The sequence below is a fragment of the Thioalkalivibrio sp. ALR17-21 genome (assembly GCF_000420185.1).
Classification (GTDB): domain Bacteria; phylum Pseudomonadota; class Gammaproteobacteria; order Ectothiorhodospirales; family Ectothiorhodospiraceae; genus Thioalkalivibrio; species Thioalkalivibrio halophilus.
Genome location: NZ_ATUL01000010.1, coordinates 74,358 through 97,686, shown reverse-complemented (window position 1 = coordinate 97,686; position 23,329 = coordinate 74,358). Strand labels below are relative to the sequence as shown.

General features: G+C 68.7%; 19 protein-coding genes and 1 pseudogene. 6 read left to right on the top strand and 14 right to left on the bottom strand.

All coding sequences use genetic code 11. From position 1 onward, the window contains the following. Nucleotides 1-164 (top strand): annotated as a pseudogene (locus G020_RS0107325) (ferredoxin--NADP(+) reductase); the annotation flags it as partial. 259 nt (nt 165-423) lie between these two features. On the opposite strand, the gene G020_RS0107320 reads toward G020_RS0107325, so the two are convergent. Next, entirely contained in the window at nt 424-1,194 is a 771-nt protein-coding gene (locus G020_RS0107320) for a S9 family peptidase (RefSeq protein WP_024329135.1), read from the bottom strand. A gap of 104 nt (nt 1,195-1,298) precedes the next feature. Between G020_RS0107320 and G020_RS0107315 the strand changes: the two genes are divergently transcribed. After that, a complete protein-coding gene (locus G020_RS0107315) occupies nt 1,299-1,499 on the top strand; it encodes a YdcH family protein (RefSeq protein WP_018869247.1) in 201 nt (66 codons plus the stop codon). Between the two features lie 99 nt (nt 1,500-1,598). On the opposite strand, the gene G020_RS0107310 is transcribed toward G020_RS0107315, so the two are convergent. After that, on the bottom strand, nt 1,599-2,894 hold the full coding sequence (locus tag G020_RS0107310; protein ID WP_024329134.1) for an NAD(P)/FAD-dependent oxidoreductase: 1,296 nt from the start codon (nt 2,892-2,894) through the stop codon (nt 1,599-1,601). Nucleotides 2,895-2,926: 32 nt separating this feature from the next. After that, nucleotides 2,927-3,238, bottom strand: coding sequence for a c-type cytochrome (locus G020_RS0107305; protein WP_018869249.1), 312 nt, complete (start codon nt 3,236-3,238; stop codon nt 2,927-2,929). A gap of 230 nt (nt 3,239-3,468) precedes the next feature. Between G020_RS0107305 and G020_RS0107300 the strand changes: the two genes are divergently transcribed. Next, on the top strand, nt 3,469-3,780 hold the full coding sequence (locus G020_RS0107300) for a PilZ domain-containing protein (protein ID WP_024329133.1): 312 nt from the start codon (nt 3,469-3,471) through the stop codon (nt 3,778-3,780). A 102-nt stretch (nt 3,781-3,882) separates the two neighbouring features. Here the strand turns inward: G020_RS0107300 and G020_RS0107295 are convergent, their stop codons facing one another. Next, a complete protein-coding gene (locus G020_RS0107295) occupies nt 3,883-4,218 on the bottom strand; it encodes a DUF2288 domain-containing protein (RefSeq protein ID WP_018869251.1) in 336 nt (111 codons plus the stop codon). A 131-nt stretch (nt 4,219-4,349) separates the two neighbouring features. Between G020_RS0107295 and G020_RS0107290 the strand changes: the two genes are divergently transcribed. The 3 genes from G020_RS0107290 to G020_RS0107280 are packed head-to-tail and all read left to right on the top strand — an operon-like array spanning nt 4,350 to nt 6,688. Next, a complete protein-coding gene (locus G020_RS0107290) occupies nt 4,350-4,616 on the top strand; it encodes a hypothetical protein (RefSeq protein WP_018869252.1) in 267 nt (88 codons plus the stop codon). Beyond that, nucleotides 4,613-5,314: a response regulator transcription factor gene (locus tag G020_RS0107285; protein ID WP_018946744.1), complete on the top strand. Its 702-nt coding sequence runs from the start codon at nt 4,613-4,615 to the stop codon at nt 5,312-5,314. The genes G020_RS0107290 and G020_RS0107285 overlap by 4 nt, the downstream gene beginning before the upstream one ends. Before the next feature lie 21 nt (nt 5,315-5,335). Beyond that, the gene (locus G020_RS0107280) at nt 5,336-6,688 is read left to right on the top strand and encodes a HAMP domain-containing sensor histidine kinase (protein WP_024329132.1); all 1,353 of its coding nucleotides are present in this window, start codon (nt 5,336-5,338) and stop codon (nt 6,686-6,688) included. 16 nt (nt 6,689-6,704) lie between these two features. Here the strand turns inward: G020_RS0107280 and G020_RS0107275 are convergent, their stop codons facing one another. From G020_RS0107275 to G020_RS0107230, 10 genes are all read right to left on the bottom strand, one after another. Next, nucleotides 6,705-7,961, bottom strand: coding sequence for an FAD-dependent oxidoreductase (locus tag G020_RS0107275; RefSeq protein ID WP_024329131.1), 1,257 nt, complete (start codon nt 7,959-7,961; stop codon nt 6,705-6,707). 18 nt (nt 7,962-7,979) lie between these two features. Next, nucleotides 7,980-11,951, bottom strand: a complete 3,972-nt coding sequence (gene hrpA, locus G020_RS0107270) for an ATP-dependent RNA helicase HrpA (RefSeq protein ID WP_024329130.1) — start codon at nt 11,949-11,951, stop codon at nt 7,980-7,982. 2 nt (nt 11,952-11,953) lie between these two features. After that, the gene (locus tag G020_RS0107265) at nt 11,954-12,556 is read right to left on the bottom strand and encodes an SPOR domain-containing protein (RefSeq protein WP_018946748.1); all 603 of its coding nucleotides are present in this window, start codon (nt 12,554-12,556) and stop codon (nt 11,954-11,956) included. Nucleotides 12,557-12,560: 4 nt separating this feature from the next. Beyond that, nucleotides 12,561-14,324 (bottom strand): arginine--tRNA ligase, encoded by a 1,764-nt coding sequence (gene argS / locus G020_RS0107260; protein WP_024329129.1) that lies wholly within the window; start codon nt 14,322-14,324, stop codon nt 12,561-12,563. A gap of 122 nt (nt 14,325-14,446) precedes the next feature. Further along, complete coding sequence (locus G020_RS0107255; RefSeq protein ID WP_024329128.1) at nt 14,447-16,681, bottom strand: primosomal protein N'; 2,235 nt, start codon at nt 16,679-16,681, stop codon at nt 14,447-14,449. A 394-nt stretch (nt 16,682-17,075) separates the two neighbouring features. Continuing rightward, entirely contained in the window at nt 17,076-18,464 is a 1,389-nt protein-coding gene (locus G020_RS0107250) for an NAD(P)(+) transhydrogenase (Re/Si-specific) subunit beta (protein ID WP_018946751.1), read from the bottom strand. Then, nucleotides 18,461-18,769, bottom strand: a complete 309-nt coding sequence (locus G020_RS0107245; protein WP_018935870.1) for an NAD(P) transhydrogenase subunit alpha — start codon at nt 18,767-18,769, stop codon at nt 18,461-18,463. Before G020_RS0107245 ends, G020_RS0107250 begins: the two co-directional genes overlap by 4 nt. Next, nucleotides 18,766-19,896: an NAD(P) transhydrogenase subunit alpha gene (locus tag G020_RS0107240; RefSeq protein ID WP_018946752.1), complete on the bottom strand. Its 1,131-nt coding sequence runs from the start codon at nt 19,894-19,896 to the stop codon at nt 18,766-18,768. The genes G020_RS0107245 and G020_RS0107240 overlap by 4 nt, the downstream gene beginning before the upstream one ends. A 281-nt stretch (nt 19,897-20,177) precedes the next feature. Next, on the bottom strand, nt 20,178-21,860 hold the full coding sequence (locus G020_RS0107235) for a hypothetical protein (protein WP_024329126.1): 1,683 nt from the start codon (nt 21,858-21,860) through the stop codon (nt 20,178-20,180). 353 nt (nt 21,861-22,213) lie between these two features. Beyond that, nucleotides 22,214-23,251: a hypothetical protein gene (locus G020_RS0107230; protein ID WP_024329125.1), complete on the bottom strand. Its 1,038-nt coding sequence runs from the start codon at nt 23,249-23,251 to the stop codon at nt 22,214-22,216. Nucleotides 23,252-23,329 lie beyond the last annotated feature (78 nt).

The following is a 23,329-nucleotide window of genomic DNA, read 5'->3' as shown; positions in this document are numbered from 1 at the left end:
TGGAGGCGCAGGCGGGGATCGATTTTGCGCCGGAGCACTCCCAGGTGATGCTTTGCGGCAACCCCGACATGGTCTCCGAAACCCAGTCGATGCTGCGCGAACGGGGTTTGGAGAAGAACCGCCGGCGCAAGCCGGGGCATCTCACCACCGAGAGCTACTGGTAGCCCCGATCGGCCAGAGGGCTGGCCTCCTGCGGCCCGGGGCGGCCCCCGTAGGAGCGCAGCCCCCTGCGCGATCCGGTGCGGGGCTGGCCCGATCGGCCAGAGGGCTGGCCTCCTGCGGCCCGGGGTGGCCCCCGTAGGAGCGCAGCCCCCTGCGCGATCCGGCGCCGGGGCTGGCCCGATCGGCCAGAGGGCTGGCCTCCTACGGCCGGGGGAGGTCTCGTAGGAGCGCAGCCCCCTGCGCGATCCGGCGGTGGATGCGTCAATCAGTCAGGTTGGCGGACCAGGCGCGGATCAGGCCGGCGACGTAGCGGGTGTGTTCGGGGCGCGAGAGCAGGTGGTCGACGCGGTTGAGGGCGACGAAGCTGCGCGGGTGCTGCGCCATGCGGAAGATATAACCGGCGTGGTCGACGTTGACCACGGTATCTCCGGGGGCGTGCAGCAGCAGGATCGGCCGGTTGAGCTGTGCCAGCGCCGTTTCCAGCGTGGGCTCCTCGATGGACTCCAGCAGCGCGCGGCCGATGGTGACCGGACGGCCCCCGATGATCAGGCGGGCGTGCCCCTCGCGCGCGATCTCCTCTGCGTGGTCCTGGAACAGGTGACGCACGTGTCCGGGACGGCTGGGGGCGGCGATGGTGACCACGGCGTCGACCTCCGGGCGTTCGGGAGCGACGAGAATGGCCAGCGCTCCGCCGAAACTGTGGCCGAGCAGCAGGGTGGGCTCCGTGTCCGGGTGATGCGCGGCGAGGGTGTCCAGCGCCGCTTCCAGGTCTTCGCGGCCGGTCTGGAGGGTGGACTCTGCGAACGCCCCTTCGGATTCACCCAGTCCGGCGAAATCGAAGCGCAGGGTGGCGTAGCCCTCCTCGGCCAGCGCGCGGGCCAGGCGCACGGTGGCGGGGAAGTCCTTGGAACAGGCAAAGCAGTGCGCGATGCAGGCCTTGCCGCGCGGTGGCCCCTCGGGTTCCACCAGGACGCCGCTCAGCCGGACTCCGCGTGGCGTGGGGATGGACAGCGACGTGTTGCGTACGGCCATGTTCCGGTCTCCGGGTTCGCGGGTGAGCGGGCCTGTGGCCCTGACCGGGCTGGTCTGGGATGATACGCGAGGCGTTGGATCCCGTTGGATCCCGGGGAGCGGACGTGGAATACGACAGCGAGATACGCGCACGACTGACGGAACTGGAGGCGGAGCACCGGGCGCTGGATTCGGCGATCGCCGCCATGCACGCCGGGCCGTCCCCGGATTTTCTCGAGATCCGCCGACTGAAGAAGCGCAAGCTTCAGCTCAAGGACACCATTGCGCGGCTGCGCAGCCGCCTGATCCCCGATCTGAACGCCTGAGGAAGGCGCGGTGGCGGGAGGGGGCGCAAAAAAACGGCGCCCCGGAGGGCGCCGTCAACAGGGTCCATCCCGTTCGTGTGATGAGGCTAAAGGCTTCGGTCAGCCCCAGATGTCCGCGGTAATGCCGGCGTACCAGCCGCGGGTGTACTGAGCTTCCTGCTCGCGGAAGCGGCTGGATGCACCCGTCGGGCTGACACCACCGGCGCCTTCCACGCCGGCCATCTGGCCGTCCTTGAACTGGTACACCGCCGCCACGCTGATGCCGTAGTCCGGCGTGACCAGGCTGTAGCAGGTGTTTACCGCGGTCGGGGTGACCGGGTCGCGGCCGGCCAGTTCGTGGCTGATCGCCGCGGCGACCATCTTGCCCTGGGTGTTGGCGGAGTGGCCCGACTTCGGCATCGCACCGGCCACGGAGGCGTCGCCCAGCACATAGATGTTGTCGTCATGTTCGGACCTGAAGGTGTCTTGACGCACCGGGCACCAGCCCTCCGCGTTGGTGAGTCCGGCGTCGTGCATGACCTGGTTGGCGTGCTGGGCCGGGATGAAGTTCATCACGTCGGCCTCGACCCGTTCGAAACCGGCTTCGGTCACCGCGGTCATGTTGCGGACGTCGATCTCCTCGACCAGACCGCCGTCCGAGGCGGGGCGCCATTCGATCATGTCGCCGTATTCCTGTTCCCAGCCTTCCTCGAACAGGCCCTGCTTGGAGAAGCCGTCCTTCTGGTCAAGGATGATGATCTTGGAACGGGGCTTCTCCTGCTTGAAGTAGTTCGCGATCAGCGACACGCGCTCGTACGGCCCGGGCGGGCAGCGGAACGGGTTCGGCGGGGCCACCATCACGAACGTGCCGCCATTGGGCATGTCTTCCAGCTGCTGGCGCAGGATGCGGGTCTGGTCACCGGCCTTCCAGGCGTGCGGGATGCGCTCGGCGTCGGCCTCGCTGATGCCCTCGGTGCGGTCATAGCGGAAGTCGATGCCCGGGGACATGACCAGCTTGTCGTACTGCAGGGTCTCGCCACTGGCGAGACGGACGTTGCGGCCGTCGGCGTCCACCGCGGTCACGCGATCCTGCACGACACGGACCCCGTGGCGGCTTTCCAGCGCGCCGTAGGTCTGTTCGATGAAGTCCATGTCGACGATGCCGCCCAGCACCCAGTTACTGCCATAGCAGGTGTAATAGCGGGCGTTGGGCTCGACCAGGGTGACGTTGAGTTCCGGCGAATACTTTTTCAGGTACTTCGCAGCGGTGGCGCCACCGGAGCCACCACCGACCACGACGACATGGGCCTTTTCGGGGGCACGCGTCTTGTGCGGCGCACAGCCGATGCCGGTCAGGGCCACGGCGCTCCCCGCGCCGACGACCTTGATGAAATTACGGCGGGAAAATTCCTGCATGATGTCTCTCCCTCTCTTGTGTTCTGGGCCGTTCACTGACCGAAGTACGCGGCCAGGGCCTCGATTTCCTCATCGGTGTAGCCGGTGGCGTGACGGTCCATGACCGTGGCCGGGCGTTCGCCATCGCGGAACGCCTTCATCTGGCTGACAATGAGGCTGGAGGGATAGTTACTGAGATCCGGGGCACCCCCGGCCTCGGCGGACGCGGCGCTGTGGCAGTTCACGCAGGTGTCGGCCATCAGCTGTCCACGCGTGATTTCGTCGCCGGCCGTGGCCTGAGCGAACGGAATGGCAAGGGCCACGGCCCCGACCAGCCCCGCGAAAGTAAGACGCGATTTCTTCATTGTTACGGACTCCTCCGTCTTGAAGGTTTGCTGTTTTAGCGGCGACAGCCGTGATGCGCTGCCTTCATCCTCCGGCCCGGTGTGACGATCCGGGCTCTTCATTGGCGCGGCCGGGTTCATGCCCGGCCTTGCGCATGATCTCGCCTTGGGTCGATCATTGCCTCGACGGTATAGCACAAAAAAAAATCGTTTTCGATTAGCGTTTTCTAAGACAGCAAGGGGATGGAACCATGATCGAGGAGCGGCGACGTCATCCGCGGATACCGATGACGGTCAACGTGGTGGTATCGGCGGGCGATGGCGAGCCGGTGACCCTGACCACCAATGACATCTCCGGTGGCGGGGCCTTCCTGCGCTGGGAGGAGGGGCAGAAACCGGATCTCAGGGGGTTGCTGGAGCTCGAGTCGGACGACGAGCTGATGCTGCAGGTGTTCGGCCTGCTGGGGGACGGTGACGAGCCGCCGAAGGTCCGTGCCCAGGTCGTGCGCGTGCACGAGGAGGGCATTGCGGTGAGGTTCGACCCCGAGGCCCTCGGTGGCTGAACGCGCGGGATCGGCCGCGGGGTAACCCAATCGGCCAGAGGGCTGGCCTCCTGCGGTCCGGGGGTAGGAGGCCGGCCCTCCGGCCGATCAGGGCCGACCCGCCTAATGCGCCGTCGTCCGCTCCTGGGCCAGCACCCACGGTGCGGCCACGATGGCGGTGAACACCGGATCGGCCTCGGTCCAGCGGCGGGCGTCCTCGTCGGAGGCGCGCGCCACCTGGCCGCTGGCCAGCCAGGCGCTGACCTCGTGGGTGGCATCGTCACGGAAGGCGCGGGCCACCTCGATCAGGTCCAGTTCGGGGGCCACGCGAATCACGACACCGCGGGCGAAATGGGGCATCAGCTCGCTCCAGCGGATGGGCCCGGCCTCCTCCTCGATGGGGATTTCGGCCTCGGGGTCGGCCGGTGGTTCGACGGGAAGATCGCTGGGTTCGGACATGGTGGCTCGGCTGTGTCGCATGCGGATTTCAGATGCGGTTCAGGCTAGGCGGATACCCTTGGCACTGCAACCGTCCGTCGAACTCAGTCAGGGAGAGATTGTTGATGTTGTCCAGTGTGTGGGGAATCCGAATGTCCCGTCTTGCCCCCGTGGTGTTCCTTCTGATCCTGTTGCTGGCGGGGGGCGCCGGTGCGCGCGAGGACGGGGCGGATCGCAACCCGGTGTGGACGCTGGACGAGGCGGTCGAACAGGTGGAGGCGCTGTATCCCGGGCGGATCCTTTCGGCCCGGGAAAATGACGGCGAGGGCAGCGTACGGGTCTTCGTGGTGCGTATCCTGACCGAGAATCAGGAGGTCCGGACGCTGCGGATCGAACAGGGCACGGAGGTGCAGCGATGAACCTGCGAATCGTGCTGGTGGAGGATGATTCGGCGCTGCGCGGCCAGCTGGCCGGAGAGCTGCAGGAATCGGGCTGCCGGGTGGACACCGCCGCCGATGGCGACACCGGGCTGTATCTGCTGGCCGAATACAACTGCGACATTGCCGTGGTGGACCTGGGTCTGCCCGGGATGGACGGCCTGGACGTGATCCGCCGGACCCGCGAACACAAGCCGCGGCTGCCGATCCTGGTGCTGACCGCCCGTGACCGCTGGCAGGACAAGGTCGAGGGTCTGGAGGCGGGCGCCGACGATTACCTGACCAAACCCTTCCATGTGGAGGAACTGGTGGCGCGCCTGCGCGCGCTGGCACGCCGCAGCCTGCAGTCGGGTCATGAGGCGCTGCGCTTTGGCCCGCTGGTGATCGACACTGCCTCCGATGCCGTGTGGCTGAACGGCGAGGGCGTCAGCCTGACCACCTTCGAGTACCGCCTGCTGCTGCATCTGGCCCGCCAGCCCGGGCGGGTGCTGAGCAAGGACGCCCTGGCCGACTATCTCTACGAGCACGACGATGACCGCGAGAGCAACGTGATCGAGGTGCTGATCGGGCGCCTGCGGCGCAAGCTGGACCCGGACGGCGGGCTGGGCGTGATCGAGACCCTGCGCGGCCGCGGTTATCGTTTCGCCCTGCAGCCCGACGCCGCTTCGGCCGACGCCTGAACGGTTACGTCACGCCCGTCCATGGCCCTTGCCGAGCGTTCCCTGGCCGATCGCGCCGCCCGCGCGCCGTTGCTCCTGCGCATGGGGCTGGTGGCGGTGGCGGTGGTGCTGCTGTTTTCGGTGCTGACTGCATGGGTGCTGGAAACCGCCTTTCGCGACAATGCCGCGGATGCGGCCGAAACCCGGCTGGAGGCGCAGGTGCTGCTGCTGATGGGCATGGTCGAGGTGCTCGCGGAAGACGACGTGCGGGTGCCGCAGATGCTGCCGGAGAGCCGGCTGCAGCTGCCCGGCGGCGGGTTGTATGCGCGCATCCTCGGGCCTGCCGGCGATACCGTCTGGCGTTCGCCGTCGGCGGTGGCCACCGAACTGAATGACTGGACGCGTGAAGAATACTTTGCCTACAGCATGACGGTGCGCTGGCAGCTGGATGGCGAATCGGTGCCGCTGGTGTTCCAGATGCTGGAGGATCGCAGCGCATTCGACGAGCAGGTTGAGAGCTACCGCTACAGTCTGTGGCAGGGCCTGCTGACCATGACCCTGTCGCTGATCGTGGCCCTGATCCTGGCGTTGTGGTTCTGGGGCCTGCGGCCGCTGCGCAGGGTGCGCGCGGAGCTGGACGCCCTGCGCCATGGTGACCGGGTGCATCTGGAGGGACCGTATCCGCGCGAGATCGGGGCGCTGACCGGCTCCATCAACGACCTGATCGACTTCGAGCGCGAGCGCCTGGTGCGCCAGCAGAACGCACTGGCGGATCTTGCCCACAGTCTCAAGACGCCGATCGCCTCGCTGCGCCTGAATCTGGAAGGACACGCCCCCGATCACGAGGACCTGCGGCGCCAGGTCGACCGCCTGCAGGCGATGGTCCAGCACCAGCTCAACCAGGCCCAGCGGGTGGGCCCGGTGCCGTTCCAGACGCCCGAGCCGCTGGCCCCGGTGATCGAGCGCACCTGCCGCGCCCTGCGGCGGCTGGCGGAGCACCAGGGGGTGTCGCTGGAGACCGATCTGGCGGAGGGCTGTGCCCTGCGCATGGATTCGGGCGCGATGCTCGAACTGCTGGGGAATCTGCTGGACAACGCGGTGCGCCACGCCCGCTCGCGGGTGCGGATCACCACACACTGCGATGGGCGGGAAACCGTGCTGACGGTGGATGACGACGGACCCGGGATCGACCCGGCCGATCGCGAGCGGGTCCTCGAACGCGGCCAGCGGGCCGACACGCGTGAAGATGTGCACGGACAGGCGGCGGGGCAGGGGCTGGGACTGAGCATCATCCATACCCTGGTCAGCGACCATGGCGGTCAGCTGGAGATCGAGCGGGCGCCGGAGCTGGGTGGCGCGCGACTGCGGCTGGTGTTCGCCCCGGTCGGCGACTGAGACCGGCGCGCCCGGCTCAGAGCCGGAAGTCTTCCAGCGAGGCCTCGGGCGCCCGCCCCAGCAGGCCGTCGCGCACCAGTGCCGCCGCGCCGCAGGCAAAGGTCCAGCCGAGATGCCCGGCGCCGGTGTTGAGATGCAGGCCCGGTACCGCCGTGGGCCCCAGAATCGGCGTACCGCGATCGCTCATCGGGCGCAGCCCGGCCCACGGGGCCATGGTCTCGCGGTCGAGCTCCGCCGGCAGCGTGGTCAGCGTGTGCCGGCACTGGGCCAGCACGTTGGCTGCGCGTCGGGGTTCCATGCGCGCGTCGGTGCCGGCGAACTCGGCGGTGCCGGCCAGCCGCAGCTGATCGCCCAGCGGGGTCATGACCACCTTGTTGGCGTCGTCGATCAGCGGCAGGTTCAGCCGCCGTTCGGCATCCATCGGCAGGCTCAGGGAATAGCCCTTCACCGGGGCCACCGGCAGGTGCAGCCCGAGCGGGCGCAGCAGCGCCGGGGCTTCGTGTCCGCTCGCGACTACGCAGGCATCGGCCGCGATGGGTCCCTCATCGGTCTCGATCGCGTCGATTCGCCCCTGGAACGTGCGTAGCCGCTGCACGCGTGTCGCGGGCCGGTAGCGCAGGCCGCGGTCCTGCGCCAGCTCGAGCAGTCCGGTGGTGAAGCGGCGCGCATCCCCGATGGCATCATCCGGGAAATACAGCCCGCCGCAGAGTTCGTCGCGCACCCCGGCCAGCGCCGGTTCGCGGTTGATCACCTGCTCGGTGTCCCAGGCCTCGAACCGCACGCCCTCGTCCTGCATGGCCTCGGCCGCATGCCGGTTGCGGGCCTGGCTCTGCGGGTCGCGGAAGATCTTGAGGATGCCGGATTCGCGGAAGTCGAAGTTCAGGCCGGAGCCGGCCAGTTCCCGATTCAGGCGCCGGGTCTCGCGCAGGGAGAAGGCGGCCAGCCGGGCATTGACGCGGGAGTGCCGCTGGAAGGCCAAACGCCGGCTGTGCCACAGAAAACGCAGGCCCCAGCCGGCCAGTCCCGGCAGGGCGCGCGGGCGCATCAGCAGCGGGGAGTCCTCGCGCCCCAGATAGCGCAGCAGATCGAGCCCGACGCCGGGGGTGTTCCAGGGCTCGGCATGGCTGGCGTGCAGCATGCCGCCGTTGGCATGGCTGGCGCCGGCCGCCGGTTCGGTCGCGGCATCCAGGAGGGTGACATCGAGCCCGGCCTCGCGCAGATACCACGCGGTGGTGACCCCCATCACGCCGGCTCCGATGACCACCACATGCATGCGCTCCCCTCCCGTTGCCTACAAAGATCCGGCAAAGCGTTTGATCAGCGTGTCGTACTCGCGTTCCAGGCGCTGTGCCGAGACCTTTTCGCGGGTGCCCAGCTCCTGGGCGAACTGCGATACGCGGAACTCCTCGATGCGGTAGCGAAAGGCCAGGACATCGGGGTCGTCGGGGCGGCGCTCGAGCAGGTCGCGGGCCTTCTGCCACAGTGGTTCCACCGCCACCCGGCCGGCGCGGTCCTTGTCCGGGGCCCGGGTCAGGCGCTCCAGGCGCCGCTCGATGCCCTGCAGGTAGCGCGGGAACTCGGGCAGCACGTCGGGCGGGGTGCTCAGCAGGAAATCCGGCGGCACCAGGGCGTCGAGCTGATCGCGGATGTCGCGCGCCGCCTCGATCCAGGACAGCGGCAGATCACCGTGCAGCCGGCTGCGCAGGTCGTGCCAGCGGGCGAGGATGTCGGCCGCCAGGCGGGCCAGTTCGGTCGCGGCCGGACCCAGTTCGCCGCGCCCGGCTTCCAGTCGCCGGGCGAAGGCCTCGGCATCGCGCGGCCAGTGGTCCGGGGCGTCGGCGAGGAACACCCGGTCGGCCGCCGCCTCCAGTACCTGGTCGCGCAGGGCAATGCCTTCACCCCGGCCTTGTCCCAGCGTGGCGTAGTGCAGGCTGGCGCGGTCCATGTCCGGCAGCTGGCGCTTGAGATCGCGCACCGCCGGGCGCAGGGCCAGCAGGAACAGCCGGCGCAGCCCGGCGCGATGGCGGCGTTCGGCCGCGGCCGGATCGGGTTCCAGTTCCAGCGACACGCTGTCGCCGCGGTCGACCAGCACCGGGAAGGCGCGCATGCGGGCGCCCTGGTGTTCCTGTTCCACGCTCTCCGGCAATGCGCCGAAGTCCCATTCGGTGATGCTCTCGCGCTGGGGGCCGCTCGTCGGGCCGGGGTCGAAGGTGGCCTCCGCGGTGCCGCCGAGTTCGGCCTTGAGCGCCGGCAGGTCGCGCCCGGCGGTCAGCTCTTTCCCCTCCGGGTCGAGGATGCGAAAGCGCAGGATCAGGTGCGGTTCGAGCGTGTCCGGGCGCCAGGCATCGGGCGGGATGGCGGTGCCGGTCATGCGCTCCAGTTCTTCCGCCAGCGCCGGCAGCAGCGGGCCCTGGCGGTGCTCCAGCCGCGCCAGCGCGGCGCGGGCGAAGTCCGGCGCCGGCACGAACTGGCGCCGCAGGCTCTTGGGCAGGCTCTTCAGCAGTGCCGTGACCCGCTCCTCCAGCAGGCCCGGCACCAGCCAGTCACCCAGCCAGTCCGGCACCGCGTTGAGTGCGGCCACGGGGACGTCCACGGTCACCCCGTCGTCTTCCTGCCCGGGTTCGAAGCGGTAGTGCAGCGGCAGGCGCAGGCCCTCCAGTTCGAGGTGATCGGGGTAGGCGCCCTGCGGCAGGGACTCTTCGGGTTCGTTGCGCAGCTCGGCGGGGTCGATGCGCAGGCAGTCGGGGTCCTTCTGCTCGCGTTTGCGCACCCAGCGTTCGAACGACGGACCGTCACGCACGTCCTCCGGGATGCGCGCGGCGTAGAACTCGAACAGCCGGTCCTCCTCGGCCAGCAGGTCGCGACGCCGGCCGCGGGCCTCCTCCTCGGTGATCGCGGCCACCGCCTCGCGGTTGGCGCGCACGCCGCGCGAGCGGGTGCGCAGCTGGCCGCCGACCAGCCCCTCGCGGATGAAGATGCGCCGGGCCTCCTCGGGGTCGTGGCGGGCGAAGTCCACCGGCTTTTTCGCCGCGACCACCAGACCGTAGAGGGTGATGCGGTCGTAGGCGCCCACGCGCCCGCTCCGGCGCTGGAAATGGGGCTCGAAGATATGATGGCGCAGCAGGTGCGGCGCCACCTCCAGGAGCCAGTCGGGTTCGATGCGCGCGTTCTCGCGGGCGTACACCCGGGTGGTCTCGGCGATCTCCGCGCTGACCACCCAGTTGGGCTTTTTCTTCGCCAGCACCGAGCCCGGATGGATCTGGAAGCGGCGGTTGCGCGCGCCGAGATAGTCGCCGCGTTCGGTCTTCTGCCCGATCTGGCTGACCAGCCCGCTGAGCAGGGCGCGGTGCACCGCCTCGGGTTTGACGGACGCGGGTTCGGCCGTCGCGCGGCCCGGGTGCAGTTCCATGTCGCGCGCCAGGCGCAGCAGCTGGCTGCGCAGCTCCTGCCATTCGCGCATGCGCATGAAGTTGAGGAAGTGCTCGCGGCACCAGCGCTTCAGGGCGTTCGAGCCGCGTGCCTCGCGCGCGTCGTGCCAGGCCTGCCACAGCCGCAGCATGCCCATGAAGTCGGAGCCCTCGACGCGGAACTCGGCATGCGCGGTGTCGGCCGCCTGCGTGGCGTCGGCGGGGCGCTCGCGCGGGTCCTGCAGGGACAGGAACGCGGCGATGGTGGCGGTCTCGGTCACGCAGCCATGGTCCGCGCCGGCCAGCAGCATGGCCCCGTGACGCGGATCCACCGGCATGCGCGAGAGCTGGCGGCCGCGCTCCTGCAGGCGATGGCCGGCATCCACCGCCCCCAGTTCCTCCAGCAGGCGGTAGCCGTCCTTGATCAGGCGCGAATCCGGCGGGTCGACGAACGGGAAGCGCCGCGGGTCGCCCAGTTTCAGCGCAGCCATCTGCAGGATCACCGAGGCGAGGTTGGAGCGCTGAATCTCCGGGTCGGTGAAGGCCGGGCGCTGCTGGTAGTCCTCCTCGGAGAACAGGCGGATGCAGACCCCCGGCCCGAGGCGTCCGCAGCGGCCGGCGCGCTGGTCGCAGGCGGCCTGCGATACCGGTTCGAGGCTCAGCCGCTGCACCCGCGTGCGCCACGAATAGCGCGACACCCGGGCCAGCCCGGAGTCGATCACGTAGCGGATGCCGGGCACCGTCAGTGCGGTCTCGGCGACGTTGGTGGCGAGCACGATGCGCCGGCCCGAGTGCGCCTGGAACACCCGTGACTGCTCGCGCGCCGACAGCCGCGCGTACAGCGGCAGGACCTCGGTGTCGGGCGCGGACTCTTCGCCGCGCAGGGCGCGGTGGGCATCGCGGATCTCGCGTTCGCCCGGCAGGAACACCAGGATGTCGCCGGGGCCGGCGCGGCGGCATTCGCGCACCGCGTCGCGGATGCCGGTGAACAGGTCGCGTTCGCCGCCGTCATCGTCCTCGCCCGCGTCCGCGGTGTCCGCTTCCAGCGGGCGGTAGCGCAGCTCGACCGGATAGGTGCGCCCGGGCACGTCGATCATCGGGGCGTCGTCGAAGAAGCGCGACAGGCGTTCCGGGTCCAGGGTGGCCGAGGTGATGATTACCCGAAGCTCCGGACGTTTGCGCACCAGGCGCTGCAGGACCCCCATCAGGAAGTCGATGTTGAGGCTGCGTTCGTGGGCCTCGTCGACGATGACGGTGTCGTAGGCGAGCAGCTCGGGGTCGTGGGCCATCTCGGCCAGCAGCATGCCGTCGGTCATCAGGCGGACGAAGTTGTCCGGCCCGGTGCGGTCGGAGAAGCGGACCTTGCAGCCCACCGCGGCGCCGGACTCCTCGCCCAGCGGGGTGCCCAGCTCCTCGGCGATGCGTGCGGCCACCGAGCGCGCGGCGATGCGCCGCGGCTGGGTGTGGCCGATCAGCCCGCCGCGACCGCGTCCGGCCTCCAGGCACAGCTTGGGCAGCTGGGTGGTCTTGCCGGAGCCGGTCTCGCCGGAGAGCACGATCACGGAGTGGGTGCGGATCGCCTCGATGATCCGGTCGCGTTCCGCGTGCACCGGTAGATCCCCGGTATACACCGGCTGCGGCCGACGCGCCTCGGCCGCGGCCTCGCGTTGCTGTTCGGTCGCGAGGCGCTGCTGCAGGTTGCGGGCCAGGCGGTCGAACGCCTGGCCACGGTCGCGCCGGCGTCGCGCGCGGCGGAGCAGGTCCTGCAGGTCGCGCCGTTCGGCAATGCGCTGGAGACCGTCGACTTCGGCGGACAGCGCGTCGAGATCCGGCGCGGCGCTCTCCCCGGTCTCCATGGTCAGCCCCGGTCGCGCAGGCGCAGGGCCTCGATGCCTTCCGAGCGCAGCCGTTCCAGGACTTCGCGGGTGCGGTCCGGATCGCTGTACGGCCCGAGGTACACGCGGTACCAGGTGTCGCCGTCGATCTCGGCTTCCCGCACTTCGGGAGACAGGCCCAGCAGGGTCAGGCGGGCACGCATCTCGTCGGCCTGCTCGGGGCGCCGGAACGAGCCGGTCTGCAGCACCACGGGCCCGTCGGCATCCGGTGCATCCAGCGGCGCGGGCGGGGCGGCCGTATCCGCATCGTCGCGGGCCGGCGTATCGGGCACCGTCACTTCGTCCTCGGGCAGGAGTTCGTAATAGCGAAAGCGCGGTTCCTCGCGCTCGGGCTCGGGTTCGGAAGCGGGGTCGGGCACGGGTTCCGGGCGCGGTTCGGCCGCGGGGCGATCGCGTTCGCTCAGCCAGTCGCTCAGGCTGTCGGGGCGATCCGCCCCCTGGAGGTACAGCACTGCGGCCACGCCCAGCCCGATCAGCAGGCCGGCCAGCAGCCAGATCCAGCCGGGCAGCGGACCGCGTTCTTTCTTTTGTGCCGGCTTGCGGCGTACCTTGCGGGCCTGGGCCATGGGGTTACATCTGCTCCGGGGCGTGCACGCCCAGCAGGCGCAGGCCGTTGCCCAGCACCTGCTTGATGCCGGTCACCAGCGCCAGTCGGGCCCGGATCAGCTCGTCGTCACCGGCGTTGAGGAACGGCACGGCGTTGTAATAGGTGTGGAAACCGCCGGCCAGTTCGCGCAGGTACTGGGCGATCTGGTGCGGCTCGCAGGCCTGCGCGGCGGCCGCGACCACTTCGGGGAAGCGGTCCAGGCGGTCCAGCAGCTCGTCCTCGTGCGGCTCGACGAGACGTTCGGCGAGGCCGTCGGCCTGTGCCGCCGCGGCCCGGTGGCCGCGTTCGCCCGCGGTGCGCAGCACGCTGGCGATGCGCGCGTGGGCGTACTGGATGTAGTACATCGGGTTGTCGTTCGACTGCGACTTGGCCAGGTCGAGGTCGAAGTCCAGGTGCTGGTCGCAGCGGCGCTGCACGTAGAAGAAGCGCGCGGCGTCCGACCCGACCTCGTCGCGCAGTTCGCGCAGGGTCACGAACTGCCCGGCGCGGGTGGACATCGGCAGGCGCTCGCCCCCGCGATAGAGGATCGCGAACTGCACCAGCAGCACGTCCAGGCGCTCGGCCTCCAGGCCCAGGGCCTGCAGCGCGGCGCGCACGCGCGGGACGTAGCCGTGGTGGTCGGCGCCCCAGATGTTGATCACGCGCTCGAAGCCGCGCTGGAACTTCTCGCGGTGGTAGGCGATGTCCGAGGCGAAGTAGGTGTAGTCGCCGTTATCGCGGCGCACCACGCGGTCCTTGTCGTCGCCGTAGTCGCTGGAGCGAAACCACAGCGCGCCGTCCTGTTCATACAGTGCGCCACGCGCCTGCAGGTCCTCCACCGCGGCGTCGATCGCGCCGGAGTCGGCCAGGCTGCGTTCGGAGAACCAGCACTGGTATTCCACCCCGAACTCGCGCAGGTCGTCGCGGATGTCCTCAAGGATGGCGTTCAGGCCGCCCTCGAAGAATTCGTCCCACAGGGCCTCGCCCAGAAGGTCCCGCGCGCGCGTCACCAGCGCGTCGATGTAGGTCTCCTTGTCGCCGCCGTCGGGCTCGTCGGGCGGCAGGTCACGGGTGACGTCCGCGGCCGGATGCACGCCGCGGTCGCCGATGTGCCGGGTCAGGGCATCGGCGACGGGGTAGATGTAATCCCCCCGGTAGCCGTTGGCCGGGAACGGGAGTTCCACGCCGTGGCGCTCCAGATAGCGCATCCACACGCTCACCGCGAGGATGTTCATCTGCCGCCCGGCGTCGTTGACGTAGTACTCGCGGGTGACGTCGTAGCCGGAGAAGTCCAGCAGGTCGGCGACCGTCGCACCGAACGCCGCCCCGCGGCCATGGCCCACGTGCAGCGGCCCGGTGGGGTTGGCGGAGACGAATTCCACCTGCACCGGGCGTCCGCCGCCGGCGTTCGAGCGGCCGAAATCGCCGGCCTGTTCCGCGATGTGCCCCAGCACCTGCGTGCGCGCATCGGCGGCCAGGCGGAAGTTGATGAAGCCGGGACCGGCGATCTCGGTGCTGGCCAGGCCGGGGACCTCGGGCAGCGCGGCGGCGAGCGCCTCGGCCAGGTCGCGCGGCTTGCTGCGCGCGGGTTTGGCCAGCTGCATGGCGAGGTTACTGGCGAAGTCGCCGTGCTCGCGGTCGCGCGCGCGGCTGACCTCCACCGACACGCCATGATCGGCCGGCACGCGGCCGTCGGCGACGAGGGTTGCGAGGGCGGTTTCCAGGGCCTGGGTCAGGGTGTCTTTCAAGGGTCGCGGGTCCGTGCTGGCAAAACGCGTATTCTAACCCGTCGGGACCCTCGATGCCGCCCTGTTCGCCTGCTTGCAGGCGAACGACGGGGTGATGCGAACAGAAAGGCGAACGGACGGCTTCAGGCGAGACTGACCGGATCCACGTCGAGCGCGATGCGCACCTCGCGCGGCAGGGTCAGCCCCTCCCAGGCCCGGCGCGCCTGGTGCAGGGTCGCGTGCAGGGCACGGCGGTCGCCGGACTGCACCAGGATCTGCTCGCGGTAGCGCCGGTTCACGCGGTGGCGCGGGGCCGGGGCGGGACCCAGGACGCGCACGCCGGACGCGGCCGCGCGGCGCAGTGGCGCGGCCACCTCCCCGGCGCGGGTCTCCGCGGTGTTCGCGTCCTCGGCCTCCACCCGCACCAGGGCCAGATGACCGAATGGCGGGAAGCCGCTCTCCGCGCGTTCGTCCAGCAGGGGACGCACCATGGCGGTGTAGTCCGCGGCGTCCAGACCGCGGATCAGCGGATGCTCCGGGTGCCCGGTCTGCAGCAGCACCCGTCCGCCGGCTTCGCCGCGTCCGGCGCGCCCGGCAGCCTGCACGATCAGCTGCAGGGTGTGTTCGGCGGCGCGCAGGTCCACCGAGTACAGGCCCTGGTCGACGTCCACTACGCCCACCAGGCCCACGCGCGGGAAGTCGTGGCCCTTGGCCAGCATCTGGGTGCCGACCACGATCGCCGCGTCCAGCGAGCGGATGCGCTCCAGCGCGTCCTCCAGCGCCCCCTTGTGGCGGATGCTGTCGCGGTCCAGCCGGATCAGCGGGGTCTGCGGGAAGTGTCGCGCCAGGGCCTGTTCCAGGCGCTGGGTGCCGAGCCCGCGGCGGGCCAGCTCGGCGCCGCAGTCCGGGCAGCGGTCGGGGACCGGTTCGTGGTGCCCGCACAGGTGGCAGATTGCCCGCGGCTGGCCGGCATGGATGGTCAGGCGGGCGTCGCAGTGGCGGCAATCGGCGACCCAGCCGCAGTGATCGCAGGCCAGCGTGCGGGCATAGCCGCGGCGGTTGAGCAGGACGAAGCATTGCTGACCGCCGGCGAGGGTGGCCTGCATGGCGTCCAGCAGCGGCGAGGTCAGCCCCTCGTCGGGGGTGTGCACCCGGGTGTCCACGGCCTCGATCCGCGGCGGGGCGGTGCCGTCGGGGCGGGTGCGGAGCGGGCAGTGGGTGTACCGGCCCTGGCGGGCAGCCTGCAGGGTCTCCAGGGTCGGCGTGGCCGAGCCCAGCACCACCGGGATGGCCTCCAGCTGGCCGCGCTTGATCGCGAGGTCGCGGGCGTTGTAGCGAAAGCCGTCCTGTTGTTTGAACGCGGCGTCGTGCTCCTCGTCGACCACGATCAGGCCGGGTTCGGGCAGCGGCGTGAACAGCGCCGAACGGGTGCCCACCACCACCCGGGCCTCGCCGCGGGCCGCGCTGGCCCAGGCCCGCAGCCGTTCGCCCTCGGCCAGGCCGGAGTGCAGCAGCGCGACGCGGCCGGGGAAGCGCGCCTGGATACGGGCTGCCAGCTGCGGGGTCAGGGCGATTTCGGGGATCAGCACCAGGACCTGCTCGCCACGCGCGACCACCCGTTCCGCCATGCGCAGGTAGACCTCGGTCTTGCCGGACCCGGTCACCCCCTCCAGCAGCAGGGGTTGGGCTTCGCCGGGCGTGAGCGCGTCTACCGCGGCCTGCTGTTCGGGGGTCAGCGGTCGCGCCGCCGCGCTATCGGCCTCCGGCGGGACGTCTGTCGGATGTTCCGGGGGGCGGCACTCCAGCCAGCCGCGTTCGGCGAGGCGCTCCAGTTCGCGCGGGGCGGGTCGGCGGCCGAGGATGCCGGCGAGGGTCGGACGATCGAGGCGACCGCCGGGGGCGCTGTCGGGGTCGGCCAGCGCCGCGACGATCGCGCGCTGGCGTTCGCCGCGTACGGCGCCGTCGGCCAGGGCGTGGTGTCCCTGCTCGGTTACCGCCCACAGCGGTTCGGGCGTGGCGGCTTCCGGAAGTGGCCGGCCGCGACGCAGGGCGGGTGGCAGGGCCCCCAGCACCACCTCGCCGATCGGATGGTGGTAGTACCGGCCACCGAAGCCGAGCAGTTCACGCAGCGAGTCGGGGAGGATCGGGGTGGCGTCCAGCACTTCGCTGACCGCACGCAGACGCTCGGGTTCCATCTCGCTGGTGACCCCCGCTTCCATCACCACCCCGGTCAGGCGGGTGGGGCCGAACGGGATTCGCACGCGCATGCCGGGCCGCACGTCGCGATCCGGCGGCGTGCGATAGTCGAACAGGCGGTCCAGCGGGCGGTCGATGGCCACCCGGACGATGGACGGCGCGGATGCGGGGGTGTCGGGCATGGGGTCAGTGTACGCGACGTGGCCGCGCTTCCCGAGTCCGTTGGTGGCGCGAGGTTTTCCACAGAACCTGTGGATAACTCTGTGGAAGAAGCGGGGGGAAACTTCCTGAGCCCTTGTACTGCCGCGGATGATGACAGATTGGTCAAAAAATGGTCAGTACAATGAAAATCCCGAAAAAACAGTAATTTCCCGTTTATATGTGAGCCTCTTTGAGCGCTGGTCCACGCAAGTGCCCCGTTGGCCCCGGGCGGAGGCGGCCCCTGCACGGGTTGTGTACAAGTTGCAAGCCCCGCAGGGCGTTCGGGAATAAAAAACCCGGCCACAGGGGGCCGGGTCTCCGGGTCCGTCCGGGGCGTCCCGGAGGAGCGGCGATGCCGCCCTCCGGTCGCGGGCTTCAGCCGAGCGCCTTGACGCTGGCCACCAGCTCCGCGGCGACCTTCTGGCCATCGCCGTACAGCATGCGGTTGTTCTCGGCATAGAACAGGTGGTTCTCGATGCCGGAGAAACCGGAACCGCGGCCGCGCTTGACGCAGATGACGTTGTGCGCCTCGTCGGCGTTGAGGATCGGCATGCCGTAGATCGGCGAGTCGGGGTTGGTCCGGGCGACCGGGTTCACCACGTCGTTCGCCCCGATCACCATCGCGACATCGGCGGTCTTGAACTCGTCGTTGATCTCGTCGAGGTCGTAGATGATGTCGTAGGGCACGCCGGCCTCGGCCAGCAGCACGTTCATGTGTCCGGGCATGCGGCCGGCCACCGGGTGGATCGCGAACTTCACGTCCACGCCGCGCTTCTGCAGCAGCTCGGTCAGCTCCCAGATCTTGTGCTGGGCCTGGGCCACGGCCATGCCGTAGCCGGGCACGATGATCACCTTGCTGGAATAGGCCATCATGATCCCGGCGTCGTTGGCCTGGATCTCTTTCATCGTGCCTTCGATCTCTTCTTCCGCGGCACTGGAGCCGCCACCGAACTGGCTGAACAGGATGTTCTTCAGCGGCCGGTTCATGGCCTTGGCCATCAGCTGCGTCAGCAGCGAGCCGGCCGCACCGACCACGATACCGGCGATCATCAGGGCCGGATTGTCCAGCACGATGCCCTTGAAGCCCACGGCGAGGCCGGTCAGCGCGTTGTACAGCGAGATCACCACCGGCATGTCGGCGCCGCCGATCGGCAGGGTCATCAGCACCCCGAAGGCCAGCGACAGAATGAAGAATGCCAGCAGCGTGCCGCCGCCGATGGTGCCGTCACCCAGCGCCATCACGAAGCCGAGGATGACCACCAGGGCGATGATTGCCAGGTTCAGTACCTGCTGCCCGGGGAAGTTCAGGGTCTTCTTCATCAGGCCCTGCAGCTTGGCGTAGGCCACCAGCGAGCCGGAGAACGCCACCGAACCGATGACCGAGCCGATCACCGCGATGGCCATACCCGTGGTGGTCACCGTCTCGGGCGTGGCCTGCAGCAGGTAGATCGCACCGATGCCGGCCGCGGCGCCGCCGCCCATGCCGTTGTACAGCGCGATCATCTGCGGCATGTCGGTCATCTGGACCTTCTTGCCGCTCCACCAGGCCAGCGCACCGCCGATGGCGATACCCAGAACGATCAGGGTGTAGTTCACGCCGCCGGAGATCTCCGGATGCGCGAAGGTCACGACGGTGGCCAGTACCATGCCGACGCCGGCCCAGATGATGCCGGGCCGCGCGGTGGTCGGCGACGACATCTGCTTGAGGCCGACGATGAACAGCACCGCCGCCACAAAGTAGGCGAGGTTGATGATCAGACTCATGCCTTGTCTCCCTTGTCGTCCTTGCTGGACTTGAACATCTCCAGCATGCGTTCGGTGACCACGTAGCCGCCGGCGGCGTTACCTGCGGCGAGGATGACGGCGATGAAGCCGATCGCCTGTTCCAGCGGCGTCTGGGCATGACCCAGCGCGACCATGGTCCCGACCAGGACGATCCCGTGGACGAAGTTGGAACCGGACATCAGCGGGGTGTGCAGGATGACCGGGACCTTGGAGATCACCTCGTAGCCCGTGAAGGCCGCGAGCATGAAGATATAGAGTGCTACGAAACCTGAGATCTCGATCATGAGGAAGCTCCCTGGATGGCATCACGGGTGGCGGCATGCACGATCTCGCCGTCACGGGTGAGCACGCTCTGGGCGATGACCTCGTCCTCCCAGTCGGGGTTGAATTCCCCCTCGGGAAGCATCGGGGTCAGGAAATTCAGCAGGTTCTTGGCATACATCTCGGAGGCATGCAGCGGAACCTGCGACGGCACGTTGAGCGGGCCGTGGATGATCACGCCGTGCTGGGTGACGGTCTCGCCCGGCTGCGTCAGCACGCAGTTGCCACCGCCCTCGGAGGCCAGGTCGACGATCACCGCGCCGGATTTCATGCCCTTGACCATGTCCTCGGGCACCAGCTTCGGTGACTCGCGGCCCGGGATCGCCGCAGTGGTGATCAGCACGTCGGCCTGCGCGATGTACTCGCCCAGCGCGTCCTGCTGCTGCTTCTTTTCCTCGGCGGTCAGCTCGCGGGCGTAGCCGCCCTCGCCCTCGGCCGATACGCCCAGGTCGAGGAACTTCGCGCCCAGCGATTCCACCTGCTCCTTGGTCGCCGAGCGCACGTCGTAGGCTTCGACGATCGCGCCCAGGCGCCTGGCCGTGGCGATCGCCTGCAGCCCGGCCACGCCGGCGCCGATCACGATCACCCTGGCCGGGCGGATGGTGCCGGCCGCGGTGGTCAGCATCGGGAAGAACCGGCAGGCCAGGTCGGCGCCCTGGATGGCGCCCTTGTAGCCGACCACCGCCGCCTGCGAGGATAGCGCGTCCATGCTCTGCGCGCGCGAGATGCGCGGGATCAGCTCCATCGCAAAGCTCTGGATGCGCCGCTCCTGCATGGCCCGGACGACCTCGGGATGACGGTGGGCGTGGAACAGCCCCACCAGCGTCGAGCCTTCCGGCAGCCGGTTGACCTCTTCGACCGTGGGCGGCGCCACGCGGACCATGATGTCCGACTGTGAATAGGCAGCCTCGGTGTCCAGCAGGGTGGCGCCCTCGTAGGCCGAATCGGGGAAACCGGCGGCTTCGCCGGCGCCCTTCTCGACCTGAACGCTCACGCCCAGCTGGCCGAATTTGCCGGTGACCAGCGGATCCAGTGCGACACGGCGTTCGCCGCTGGCACTCTCCTTGGGTACGGTTAGTCTGATTGCCATGCGCTTTCTCCCCGGGCCGTGCGTTCCCGCAATCCCGATGGCCCCAATGGCAAAGGGAGGCACGACCGCGCTCGCGGGTGGTGGAAAAACCGGATCCCGCGGGGCCGAAAGCGCCCCGCGGCGAAAAACGAGCCCGTGAGTGTAGCGGAATCGCCGGCGCGCATAAACCGCCGGCCCGGCGGCTCGGACATGCAAAAGGAAAGCCGCCGGGCCGCTTGCTGCACGGCGCCGGCGGCGGTCACGGCCCGCGCGGGGCCGTGCATGGCGAGGGCCGTTGCGGTCTAGTGGCTCATCACCGGCATGTGGAAACCGCCCGTGGTGACCCGGGTCAGCGAGTCCGGGTTTTCCGGATCGATGAAATAGACGTCCTGATCGGGATCGCTCGGGTCGCCCGAGGTTACGCTCAGCAGCCGATGGCTGCCGACTCCCAGGGGCGAGTGGGCCATCGACACGGTTCGTACGTCCTGATCGAACGTCCCCAGGGTCACGGTGGTGTCCGGGTCATCCGGTGACACGGCCTTCAGGGTGGCCCCGGCGTGTTCCGTCATGGACGTGACGTCCGTCAGGAGGAAGACCGTGTCCAGACTGTCACCGGGTTCGGTCGCCAGGGGGTTGAGCGTCAGTCCGATCCACATCGCATCCTCGATGACTTCCACGTCCGATCCGTCCACCCGGCGGGCCACGGCCTTGTCGTCGGCGGTGTTGTAGAAGATCCAGTCTCCGGCCCGGCGCAGGATAGGCGGGCCGTTCATGGGGAGGGGGGTGTTGTAGGTTTCGTCGACAACGACGCTGTAATTGTCATTGCGGTCCAGGGTCACGATCCGTGTCTCGTCCGCGAATGTGTTCCCGTCGGTATCAAGCGGGAAGGTCCACGCGACATGGTCGGAGGTGGCCGTGACCCGGTAAAGGTCGGCGATTGAGAGCGGGACGTCCACCGGGCCGAATTTGGACTCCGGGGCCGGGTTGTCGGCCGCAAGGTCCACTCGCCACAGTTGATCGTCATCGATGAAATAGAGGATGTCGCCGTCACGGGCATGCTCGTGCCCGGTCCGGTTGCCCGTGTGGACGTGTTGGTTGTCCTCGAAATAGAACCCCGTGCATTCGAGGTCGCCAGCAGTCCCGGGATCCTGATGGTGGTACACGCACAGCTGGCTGTCCACGATCACCGGATTCGGGCGTCCGGGGAACGTTACCTTGGTGGGCAGGCCCGTGGGGTTGGCCCCCGTAAGAACTCCCTGCTGTTGCAGATCCGTGTCGAGGAACACGAGATCGTTGTCGTCGTCTACCGCGAGGAAGCCATCCAGGCTGCCGTCCTCGTTGTAAACCGGCTTGGTCGGGTCACCGGGGAAATCGTGCGGATCATCATTGGCATCGGCGTCGATCCTGGAGGCCTTCCAGTTACCCTCGGCGGGGTCATCCGGATGGTTACACGCGGCGTCATCTCCGACCTTGTAGAGAATGATCGAGTCCTCTTCGTTGGCAAAATCCACCGCGGGACTCCAGTTGCAGAGGTAGTCGTCGGCGGGGATGTCTTCCCCGGACATCTGCTGGCGGCCATCGGTGGAAGGGTCGGTGTCCGGGTCGGCGTCAACCTGATAGAGCTCCCCGGTGGTGGCCGAGTAAATGATGCGGCTGACCCGGCTTTCCACCAGGCCGGTGTCACTTCCCGTCCATTGCCCTCCAATGAGCGCCAGGGGAGGGGCATGGTTCTGATCATCGAAGGGTGTGGCCGCCTGGTCATCGATGACCACCCGGTTATTGGGGGCGTCCGGATGGATTGCCGACAGGGTGTTGTAGAAGAAGAGCCAGCTGTCCTGTGTCGCGACCTCTTCCTCTTCGGGCGGATCGTCGTCGACGGCGGGGTCACCGCCTCCGCCGCCGCCTCCCCCGCCGCAGCCGCTCAGGGCCATGGTGGCGCCCACACTGGCCAGAATCGCCTGAATGATCCATTGATTTCGTTGCATGACTATTCCCTCCATCGTTTCACTGCGGCGGGCGGCCAACCGTCCGCTGGTTCGCATCCGGGGCCTCCCGAGTGGCGTTCCCCCCCCCCGGTCGTCCAGGGGCAGTATCGGGGCCCGGTGTATTCAGGCTAGGGCGGCCAGCACGGTTTTACCCCCTCCGTTTTAAGGGGAAATGGAGGTTTTCCATACGGACCTGCGTCTGCCGGCAGGCGGGGCGACGGCTCGGGGCTGTATGGCCCCCTGCATCCGGAGGGGGCGGGGCGGATCGCGCAAAAGAAAAGGCCCGGAGCGCCGTCCTGGCGATCCGGGCCCGGGGATGGTGCCGTCCACCGGACGGCAAGCCCGCTGAGGGGTCAGTCTTCGTCAAAGCATTCCGCGTAAGCGGGGGCAGTGTCTCGCTGTTCGGCGAGTTCATCTTCGAACTCGTCCCACGTCTGGTAGTCGCCGTTGATGTACAGGCCGCCCTCGACGAATTCGATGTGAGTTTCCACGCCCCCGTGAGAGACGTTTAGTTCACCTTCCCGCGGGAATAATTCTCTCGGTTCACTGAACACCTCTTCCAAGGTCTCGATTTCGACGACCTCATCGCCATTGTCCACGGAACCATTGCTCTCTACAGCAATTCCCGAGTCTCGCGGCGTGGACAGGATCTCCAGGTCGTAGGCGGCGGTGAAGTCGTAATCCTTGCCGTCGCAGAACGCGTGGGACTCGGTTTCGAAGTTCAGGATCTGCAGGGACGGGTCAGTAGCGGGGTCCGTGAAGTGGTTGGCGGTCACACCGTCCAGTCCGAATCCCGCTTCATAGACGAGTTCGTCTTCACCCTCGCTCTTCCAGAAAGAGACTCGTGTTTCCCATCCATCGTACGAGGCTTCGGTCAGGTGCTCGAAGCCTTCCCGTTCGCTATCCTCACCGACCAGAAGCTCCATGCTTCCGTTCAGGAATACTTCGGCCTCGAACCCGTCCTCCAGATCCTCCGGGTTGAATGTGCAGTTTTCGAACGTGAGCTTGATCGAGACGATTTCACCGTCTTCTTCTTTTTCCTCGATCGTCCCGGCGTCTCCACAGGCTTCATCAAGGTCATCCATGCCGTCGTCGGAGTTGTCGCTGGTCGACAACGCCCCAGTGGTCCCTGTAGAGCTGTCTGTCTCCCCGTTGTCGCCGGTCAGGGACAGCCCCATGTCGCCACCCGCATAGCTCTCGTAGTCGATCACGGCGGCGACGGCAACGGCCGCGGCCTCGTCATCGGACAGCGAACTGGTCTCGGTTTCCATGTCCCCGTCGTCGTCTCCATCCCCGCTGGACGATCCTCCGCAGCCCGCCACCAGCGTCAGGGTGACGGCGGCCAGGCCGAGTTTCCAGAGTCGCGCATCAATCTTGTCGGGATTCCACATGTTGTGTCCTTTCTTTTCGGTTTCTGGTTCCGTTGGTGCCCCGGCGGAGCGGTCCGGGTTCGACGCACAGGGCAGGGT